We start from the raw sequence: 8897 nt of genomic DNA on the forward strand, positions 1-8897 counted from the left end.
TATATATAGGTGGGGTTTAAACGCAAAAAAAGGCCATCAGTTACGATAGCCCTTTTTAGGTTTTATAGTTGTTATGAATGGAAGTGTCCCATTTTAGACTTTGGGACACTAATATAAATTTGGGACATATTTTAGAATTATAAATTTTGGAATAGTTCCGATATTTCAACATTTAAAGCTTTGCTGATACGAACAAGTTTATCAATCCCCATAATTTGTTTTCCTAACATATATCTTCTTAATGCCTCAATATCTAAATCTGAATCGTGAGCAACGTGTCTTACTTTAAGATTTTTTTCTTTAATAATGATTTTTATATTAATGCCAATAATCTTAACCGATTCGGGTATTTCCGTTTTTCTCATCACTCATAATTAAAACACGAAAATTATAAGTAAGTAGGCATAAAAACAGGAACGTATATTTCAAGTCATATATGACTGTTTTTGTTAATTTTTTATATATTTACAAAAAATATTTTTATGCGTAAATCGTTAATATTCATTTTTATGGTCTTTATTTCTGGAGCTCAAGCTCAAGAACTTCATCACCAAATGCTGTCAGCCCAAGGAGCCAGTAAAGAGCTTTCTAACGGCATGTATGTTAGTCAAACTGTGGGTCAACAAAGTGTTATTGGTAACTATACCAAAGATGGCAAAACATACGGTCAGGGATACCAACAAAGCGTTTGGAGCAAGTATATTAGCACCAACACCAATAATAATATTACTACGGTTACTTATCCAAATCCGTTTATATCTACAATAAATTTTCAGTTTTCACAAACCATTAAAGAACCTATATCTGTTAGTGTATTTGATATTCGTGGTAGACTTATCTTCAACCAAGAAAAACAAGCTTCTGGAAACATATTAACTATTGATTTACCCAATTTAGCTTCAAGCAATTATTTGGTACGTTTATCATCACCTAATTATACTTATTACACACAAATACTTAAACAATAATGAAAAAACTATTACTGATTGCATTGATTGCGTTGTCGTTTCAGCACATCCAAGCACAAGAGATTTACCTGCAAACAGGTAAAAACTATACCCAATACGATTACAAAAGCGATACAAGTTCATCTCCAAGCCTTCAAGCTGGAAGTGGCAACTTCTACGAGATTGGTTATGTAATGACGCTTAACAACGAAAAGTTGAAATATGCTATTGGATTAGGACTAAACGAATACAATGCTATTGCTGGCAACGCTGTTAGTTCTTATTCATGGAATACCCAATATCTTGGCGTTCAAAACACATTCTCTATTGCTTTTGTTAAAAAAAGAGGTTTTGAAGCTTCTGCCAATGGTGGATTGGGTATCTCAACTCTTATCTATGGAAAGCAAAACATCAATGGTCAGTATTTGGATTTGTCCTCACAAAAAGAGTTTTCAGGAATATGGATAGCTCCTAAGTTGGGTCTTTCTGCTAGTTATAATATTGACAACGATATATACTTGAGTCTAGGATATGCTTATTCTAAAAGCTTCAACTTATCCAATAGTTCAGATGAAAAACTATCGTTTAACAACAGCCAAATTCAATTTGGTGTTCATTTTATGTTTAAATAACAACCATTACAATTATGAAAAAAATATATCTTTTAGCATTAGTGTTATTCAGTTCACTAATCTACTCGCAAACCAAAGGAATTACTTATCAAGCAGTTATTTTGAATCCTGAAGGAGAACATATACCAGGATATAACAACGAAAGAGCACCACTAACCAATACAGCTATATGTTTACGATTTAGCATATATAAAGGTACTGTTCTTGAATATCAAGAATCAAAAAACACTACTACAGATGAATTTGGAATGGTCAACGTCATTATTGGTTCTGGAGTTTATGTTGCTGGTACGTCTACAACACTAGCTGGTGTTGATTGGGATGGCAACGCTAAAAACTTGGTGGTTGAAGTAGATGTTAAAGGAATTTGTTCCAATTTTATAGAAATAAGTGACCAACCGTTTACCTATGTTCCTTATGCATTTTATGCTGAGAACTCAGGAACGCCAGGGCCTGCTGGTCCTCAAGGTCCTGCTGGACCGACAGGTGCAACTGGTGCACAAGGACCGCAAGGAGTTGCTGGGGCAAATGGGTCACAAGGACCTATAGGTTTAACTGGGCCAGCTGGTCCGCAGGGTCTTCAAGGCCCTCAAGGAGTTGCTGGAGCAAATGGGGCATCAGGACTTCAAGGTGCAAATGGCCTTAGTGCCTATCAGGTAGCTGTAGCTAATGGCTTTAATGGCACTCAAGCACAATGGTTGTCGAGTTTGGTTGGTTCACAAGGACCTCAAGGTACAGCGGGTATTAATGGACAAGATGGTAAAAATACTTTAATCAACACTACTGTTGAACCTTCTGGGACTAACTGTCCAAATGGTGGTACTAAGATAGAAGTAGGATTAGACATCAATAGTAATGGAATTTTAGATAATAGTGAAATTAATGCTTCACAAACAAAATATGTATGTAATGGAGTAAATGGTCAAAACACTAATTCAGGTTCTAATGGTTATTATTTAGCTGTAAATAATCTTCCTATACCATTGGTTAAATACTCTTGTGAAACAAACGGAGGTCCATTAGAAAATGTAATAGCTTCTTCAGGGAGTTGGTGGACTACTCCAGTTGCTATTGGATGGACTAGTTGTTATACAAGTCCAAATGGAATTTGGTGGCAAGGTTGTGTTCCTGGTTTTTCAACAGTTGAACCTAGTTTGTGTACAATACAGATAAGTAGTCCTGTACCTAGTCAAGTCATACATGTTTATAACAATATGAATTCTAATAAAGTACAATATAACATTAGACCTATAGGACAGTGTTTTGACACGAATATTACCTTTAAATTTTATGATACTAACAATAATCTCATTCCAAGTTTTGTTGAATACAAAAGAGGTATTACCAATGGCTCAGCAAATTTACCTTTGACCACTACTTATTTATCTTCTGGTAATAGTCAAACATACACCTTGCTACTGTCAGAATTTAGTCAAGCTTTTTATGAAAATTCACTAACTTTCTTCATGCCACAAAATGCGGATAGAATGGAAATAGTGTTTGACGGACTAGCTGCGAATAATTTTTCATCGAGTTGTTTGCAGTCATTATATAATACAAGAACCCCTGCGGGTTATGGCAGTGGTGCAGGAACTAATAACGGAAGATACTATTTAGGAAACATTGATTATTCTTTAATAAAATGGCAATAATATGAATTTCTACTATTTTCTAGTTTGAGCTTAAAAATAGAGATAATATATTATTTTTTTTCCAAGTTTTAGATTAAAATCTCATTGAAAATACTATTATAAATTTTACAGTTATGTTTATTCGTTAATGAAAAAGCTGTAGAAGAAACATTTTATTATGAAGCTATAATCATTCAAATAATTATATAATAGGCCAAAGATTTAAAACTATTAAAAATGAATATCCCATCCAAAGAATTTGTGATTTCAGAGTTACAGGATTATTTAAAAATTTCGTTATCTAAATTGCCTAAATATCGTGTTTTCTATAGTGGACTACTTAATGATATTGAAGATATATCGATTTGCACTCCTGAATCGAAATTGCATAAAAACGGACATGGATGGATTGATATTACATCTAAACAGATTTTATTACTTAAAAAAGCAAAATATTCAATTTTAGCTTTTAGATTAGAAGGCAATAAAGTTTATTATGTAAATTTTTCTGATTTGGAAAAATATCTAACACAAGAATACATTTTTAATAACAGCAGAGAAGGTAATCATTGGAAATTATATATTTGGCCAAAACATATTGAGATACGTGGAAATGCGAAACATCTTTTGGTTGAGCCAAATAAGCTTAGTAATTTTAACATTTAGTAAGGTGCTATAAAATGAACTGTGTAAGCAAAATACTGTGGTTTAAGCTTGTAGCCCCTTTCTCTTATCGATGATTTATCAGTCAAAATAATTTCTTTTACAAAACGATTTTGTCTAAAACTGATAGTTTTCGGCTTCTATATCAAAATCAAAACCCAATAGATTAGATAGCATTCTATCGATTGTGTTGGTCTTAAAATCACTACCAAACCAAACAACATTTAGGTAACTACCATCGTAAATTTCTTTTTTATCGTTTATGGATTGTGAAGTTAATTCTGCTTTAAACATAATTGATTTTAATCTGTCATCAGAGACATAGGCATCGTCTGTTAAAACAACTACCTTGTTTTTATTATACTTTTTGATAGCATCTTCAATGATTCTATCATTCAATTCTTTATTGGGTCTACCCAAAAGCAAACCGTCATAAGTGAAACTCATTTCAAATCTTTCTAGGGTTACAACTTTTCCGCTGGCTAATTTTATTTGTCTGTAGTTCATGTTTTTCTTTTATTATAAATATCAGGAAAAATATATATTGATAAGAAATACTCTCGACCAATAGACTATTTTATGGGTATACCTGAAAATGGTATAAAAAATAGTCTTGAATCCTTTGTTTTTGTACCATTTTTAAATAAATTTGTAACCACTTTTAAAATGGTATAAGCATGAAGGTATTTTATTCTCGTGTGTCTAGTTCAGATGGCACACAAAAACCCGACAGACAGCTTCAAAATATTGAAGGTTTTGATTATGTATTAACTGATTATTGCAGTGGTAGTATTCCTTTGTACGAAAGACCAAAAGGAAGTCAGATAAAATCTTTAATCGACCAAAACAAACTCTCACACCTTGAAATACATGATTTTTCAAGACTTGGAAGGTCCACTCTAGACTGTTTAACAGTGTATAAAGAGTTAACCCAACTTGGAATTAGAATCGTGTGTCGCAACCCCAACATAGTTAATATTGGTGATGATGGTAAACCAGAAATATTCAGCGAACTACTTTTGTCGTTATTATCGGTTCTAAATTCTTATGAAAAATCATTGATTCGTGAACGCCAGATGGAAGGTATCCGCATCAGGAAAGAGAAGGGGCTATATTCTGGGAGAAGAATAGGCACTACTATTAGTGATGAAAAATTCCTGAGTTCACCAAAGTCCAAAACTATCTTATCATACCTCGAAAAGGGTTATACATTTCAAGAAATATCTAAAATTGTCCCATGTAGCAGAACCACTGTTCAGAAAGTTTCTAATCTGAATAAAAAACAAACTAATCAGGTGAATATTTCTTAAATTATTCACCTGATAGTTTCATTATATTAATGTTGTATACCTTGAGGTAAGTGTAACTCATCTTCATCGTCACCTAATTTCTCAGATATCATTTGTATCTGTTTTTCAAAAGTTTTTGAAAATGACAATTCTCTTGGAATATCAATGTTAAAAAAAGATAGTGCAAAAATAAAAGCCGCATTAAATTCATAAACATTTAATTCTGAAACTATACCCATTTCAGCAATGTTTAGCAAGCAGTCATAAAAAAGATTATCTCGTTTATGAACCAAATCTTCACGAGATATTTCTAATCTTCTCAATTTACCTAATCCAATAATACCAAAATCGTTTACTTCCCAATTTCCAAAATTCATATCTATAATATTTTAAGTTACTGTTTACACAAAAGTGGCCCAAATTTTATTAGTGTCCCATTTTTGGTTTTGGGACACTTACTGCAAAAATACTAATTCCTAATATAGTTAGAGCCATTTTTAATGTCCCATTTGGTGTCCCAACTTGATTTTATGTGTCCCCAAAAGCTCTCAAATTCTCCAGTAAACGCTCTATCAGTTAAACTTTTTTTCCCACTAAAACATCATATTATATCAATGTGTGCGTAACAAACCTGAAAAAAATCAAAATTTATCTTGGAAGCCCCTCCTGCCTGTTATCCCCCCCTCCATGGGGCCTTTTATTAGGATTATTTGGGGCCTATGGTATGCCAGCTGAAATATATATCATGTAGTAGGTTAAGAAAAAAATTGTGTATATACAATAAGTACATAATAGAAGATGTCTAGTTGAAGAATAAAACATCCTAAGTGTCCCACTGCCCTGTCCCAAAAATAATAGGACACTACTATAAAATATGGGACACATACACTTGATGTTGATAATAATTCAGAGTTCCTTTTGGTCCTCTTTCTTGTTATCACAAAATATTTTATTTTTTTTTGGTTTTTATACTATTGAATTTCAATAGTTTAGAAAATATTTTTTATTTTTTTTCAATTTGCCTATTGACTATGTACAGTATATATAGTATAATTATGCAAATAACAATTTCATAAAATATATTAAAATGGAAGAAAAACAAAAACCAATCATGTTCACCATGCGTATGGATGAACAAACCAAGCAAAAACTAGTAGACCTTGCTAGTAACAAGGTCTTCAAGTACAATAATTCTGCTGTTATCAAATCTCTGATTGATGCAGAACATGTTAAACACCTTAACCAAAATGCCAACTAATGTAAGCACTACCAATCCCGCACTAGATGCAATTTTAGAACAGTATTTAACTAATACCTCTACTCCTAAACGTATTCAAAATACTTCATTTGATTCTTCTGACGATTTCCCTCAAATGAGTCAATTCAGGAGTCCTATCAAGAATACCACTCCGTATTCTAATATAAATATCTATAGTTTTTACGAAAGGATTACCACCGACCAGAAGGTAAAACTAATCTGTGATAATCTAAGTTCTTTACCCAAAGAAGCCCAAAGACAAATCAAAGCTACTGAGCTAGATTACATTACACCATCAGGTGTATTCAATAAACGAAGCAATAACGAGCTTATAGCTCATAGTGGCTATCTAAGCATTGACTTTGACAACATCCCAGATTATGACTTAAATCAGCTAAAAACCCAACTGATAAACGATAACACCATACAAACGGTGCTACTGTTTAAATCCCCAAGTGGTAATGGTCTTAAGTGGTTCATCAAAATACCTCCTGTTGCTGAAACACATGGAATGTACTTCGATGCAGTTAAAAACTATATCCAAGCTAAGTACACTATAGAGGTTGACAAAGCCTGTAGAGACGTAGCTAGAGCATGCTTTGTAAGCTACGATGAAGATGCTGAATTAAGCATATATGAAGCCAAACCATTAGACGCTTCTTTCTTGGACAAGTGGTTAAACGTGGAGACCAAAAGCACTCCACCAGCACCAAAACCAACAGAACAAATAATAGTTAAGCAGTCAGACTCTAGCGATGATGATACAAAAAATTTAGAAAAAGTAAATGTTTTAGCGAATCAATTAGTAGCTTCTAAAATCGATATAACCAATGGATACGAAAACTGGCTAAAGATTGGGTTCTCGTTATGTGAATTGGATGAAGACGGTAGAGAACCATTCCATCTAATCAGTTCTGTGAACAAACAATACGATTATAATGTTACTGATGAAAAGTACACGTCACTTCTAAATGACTACGATGGTTCTACCACGCTTGGAACATTGTTCTTTATAGCAAAACCATTTATTGAGCAAGCGACAAAAGTTACTGATTCAGTTCCCAAACAAATTACAATGAGTAACCTTCCTAGAACAGCTAAACAAAGATTATTGGATGCTGAACAACAACCAGAGATAAAAAAGCTTTTGGGTAATATATGGATGACAGGCGAACTACATATACTATTTGCGGACACAGGCACTGGAAAAAGTGCTTGGGCGACTCAGATTGCGGATTCATTATCAAAAGGCAAAAGCGTTTTTAATGTGCTGCCCAATGAAAACAAACCCCTTCGTGTACTTTATTATGATTTTGAGTTATCAGACAAACAGTTCCAAAAAAGATACAGCGAAGGCAATGGTAATCGTTATGATTTTTCTGATAATCTTTTTGTTGACAACATCGATTTTCATAAACTGATGAAGGATAACCCAAAAGATAAGATGGACGAATTATTAACAAAAAAAATCAAAGCGGATGTTACTAACTTAAAAGCGGATGTTCTAGTTATTGACAACTTAACTTTTTTAAAAACAGAATCCTCTCATGACACTTCTGTGGCTATGCACCTTGTTAAAGAACTTAAAGACCTTAAAGATGAATATGGTTTATCTATATTGGTTTTGGCACACACCCCAAAAGTCAAAAACGGGACACCGCTAACACTAAACGAACTTGGTGGTTCTAAACATCTTTCAAACTTTGCCGATAGTGTATCGGCAATCGGGAAAAGTTCTAAAGCACCTAACCTTAGATACATCAAACAAGCAAAAGGAAGCCGAAGCGGAGAAATGTTATTTGATTCATCTAATGTTATTGTAGCTGAAATGAAACTTCAAGACCGTTTCCTAGGTTTTCATTATGTTGATTGCGAATATGAATCGGAACACCTACAAAGCAGCAGCGATGAAAAATTCCATTCAAAACAAGAAAGGCTCGAACTAATCAGAGAACTTACTAGTGAAGGACTTTCCACACGAGGAATAGAAGCCCGAACTGGCATTTCAAAATCTACAGTTGACAGGCTTATAAAACAACTATAAAACCTAAAAAGGGCTATCGTAACTGATAGCCTTTTTTTGCGTTTAAACCCCACCTATATATATAGGTATAACTTTTCTAATCCAAAGGAACATAATTCACCACATCAACGCTTATGTCTTTTATAATAGGTGCGTACTCTCGTGAGAATCTTTCAATGCTAGAGTTCTTCTTCTTGTAGATAGACCAACAATGTGATTGAGTGAATGTTTTGCCTCTGGGCGTTAGATATTGGTTTGCCACCAACCAATCAGAAATCTGTTTAAAGTTCAAACCATCATCTTCGTGAAACTTGGTGATGATACCAAACAACTCTTGTTGATAGGGAGAATATGGTGGCGACCATAGGTTGGAAGATTTTAACTCAACTGAAACCCGAAGGGAATAACCCTTAGAAGTTGACGCATTTCTGGTCGTTGAAGAATAATTTATTAC

General features: G+C 33.5%; 11 protein-coding genes. 7 read left to right on the forward strand and 4 right to left on the reverse strand.

Going from position 1 to position 8897, the window contains the following annotated elements; all coding sequences use genetic code 11:
* Positions 1-137 precede the first annotated feature (137 nt).
* Entirely contained in the window at positions 138-365 is a 228-nt protein-coding gene (locus tag ACOYLP_RS09095; RefSeq protein ID WP_422855860.1) for a helix-turn-helix domain-containing protein, read from the reverse strand.
* 117 nt (positions 366-482) lie between these two features.
* Between ACOYLP_RS09095 and ACOYLP_RS09100 the strand changes: the two genes are divergently transcribed.
* The 4 genes from ACOYLP_RS09100 to ACOYLP_RS09115 all read left to right on the forward strand — a co-directional run bounded on the left by ACOYLP_RS09100 (position 483) and on the right by ACOYLP_RS09115 (position 3876).
* The gene (locus tag ACOYLP_RS09100; protein ID WP_422855861.1) at positions 483-968 is read left to right on the forward strand and encodes a T9SS type A sorting domain-containing protein; all 486 of its coding nucleotides are present in this window, start codon (positions 483-485) and stop codon (positions 966-968) included.
* On the forward strand, positions 968-1579 hold the full coding sequence (locus tag ACOYLP_RS09105) for a hypothetical protein (RefSeq protein WP_422855862.1): 612 nt from the start codon (positions 968-970) through the stop codon (positions 1577-1579). Before ACOYLP_RS09100 ends, ACOYLP_RS09105 begins: the two co-directional genes overlap by 1 nt.
* 14 nt (positions 1580-1593) lie before the next feature.
* Entirely contained in the window at positions 1594-3231 is a 1638-nt protein-coding gene (locus ACOYLP_RS09110; protein WP_422855863.1) for a DUF7151 family protein, read from the forward strand.
* 216 nt (positions 3232-3447) lie between these two features.
* Positions 3448-3876: a hypothetical protein gene (locus ACOYLP_RS09115; protein ID WP_422855864.1), complete on the forward strand. Its 429-nt coding sequence runs from the start codon at positions 3448-3450 to the stop codon at positions 3874-3876.
* Between the two features lie 114 nt (positions 3877-3990).
* Here the strand turns inward: ACOYLP_RS09115 and ACOYLP_RS09120 are convergent, their stop codons facing one another.
* The gene (locus tag ACOYLP_RS09120) at positions 3991-4380 is read right to left on the reverse strand and encodes a hypothetical protein (RefSeq protein ID WP_422855865.1); all 390 of its coding nucleotides are present in this window, start codon (positions 4378-4380) and stop codon (positions 3991-3993) included.
* 170 nt (positions 4381-4550) lie between these two features.
* Between ACOYLP_RS09120 and ACOYLP_RS09125 the strand changes: the two genes are divergently transcribed.
* Positions 4551-5183, forward strand: a complete 633-nt coding sequence (locus tag ACOYLP_RS09125) for a recombinase family protein (protein WP_422855866.1) — start codon at positions 4551-4553, stop codon at positions 5181-5183.
* Positions 5184-5209: 26 nt separating this feature from the next.
* Here the strand turns inward: ACOYLP_RS09125 and ACOYLP_RS09130 are convergent, their stop codons facing one another.
* Entirely contained in the window at positions 5210-5539 is a 330-nt protein-coding gene (locus tag ACOYLP_RS09130) for a hypothetical protein (RefSeq protein ID WP_396140630.1), read from the reverse strand.
* Between the two features lie 710 nt (positions 5540-6249).
* On the opposite strand from ACOYLP_RS09130, the gene ACOYLP_RS09135 reads away from it, so the two are divergent.
* Complete coding sequence (locus ACOYLP_RS09135) at positions 6250-6420, forward strand: hypothetical protein (RefSeq protein WP_422855867.1); 171 nt, start codon at positions 6250-6252, stop codon at positions 6418-6420.
* Positions 6380-8464: an AAA family ATPase gene (locus ACOYLP_RS09140; RefSeq protein WP_422855868.1), complete on the forward strand. Its 2085-nt coding sequence runs from the start codon at positions 6380-6382 to the stop codon at positions 8462-8464. Before ACOYLP_RS09135 ends, ACOYLP_RS09140 begins: the two co-directional genes overlap by 41 nt.
* 76 nt (positions 8465-8540) lie before the next feature.
* On the opposite strand, the gene ACOYLP_RS09145 is transcribed toward ACOYLP_RS09140, so the two are convergent.
* A partial coding sequence (locus tag ACOYLP_RS09145; protein WP_422855869.1) for a hypothetical protein occupies positions 8541-8897 on the reverse strand: 357 nt, incomplete at its 5' end.

Origin of the sequence: Flavobacterium sp. (genome assembly GCF_049318325.1) — a bacterium.
Taxonomy (GTDB): domain Bacteria; phylum Bacteroidota; class Bacteroidia; order Flavobacteriales; family Flavobacteriaceae; genus Flavobacterium.

Coding starts and splice junctions, on each gene's coding strand:
- ACOYLP_RS09120 (WP_422855865.1), bottom strand. CDS start 4,380: ATGAACTACAGACAAATAAAATTAGCCAGCGGAAAAGTTGTAACCCTA.
- ACOYLP_RS09140 (WP_422855868.1), top strand. CDS start 6,380: ATGCAGAACATGTTAAACACCTTAACCAAAATGCCAACTAATGTAAGC.
- ACOYLP_RS09115 (WP_422855864.1), top strand. CDS start 3,448: ATGAATATCCCATCCAAAGAATTTGTGATTTCAGAGTTACAGGATTAT.
- ACOYLP_RS09105 (WP_422855862.1), top strand. CDS start 968: ATGAAAAAACTATTACTGATTGCATTGATTGCGTTGTCGTTTCAGCAC.
- ACOYLP_RS09100 (WP_422855861.1), top strand. CDS start 483: ATGCGTAAATCGTTAATATTCATTTTTATGGTCTTTATTTCTGGAGCT.
- ACOYLP_RS09135 (WP_422855867.1), top strand. CDS start 6,250: ATGGAAGAAAAACAAAAACCAATCATGTTCACCATGCGTATGGATGAA.
- ACOYLP_RS09110 (WP_422855863.1), top strand. CDS start 1,594: ATGAAAAAAATATATCTTTTAGCATTAGTGTTATTCAGTTCACTAATC.
- ACOYLP_RS09125 (WP_422855866.1), top strand. CDS start 4,551: ATGAAGGTATTTTATTCTCGTGTGTCTAGTTCAGATGGCACACAAAAA.
- ACOYLP_RS09130 (WP_396140630.1), bottom strand. CDS start 5,539: ATGAATTTTGGAAATTGGGAAGTAAACGATTTTGGTATTATTGGATTA.
- ACOYLP_RS09095 (WP_422855860.1), bottom strand. CDS start 365: ATGAGAAAAACGGAAATACCCGAATCGGTTAAGATTATTGGCATTAAT.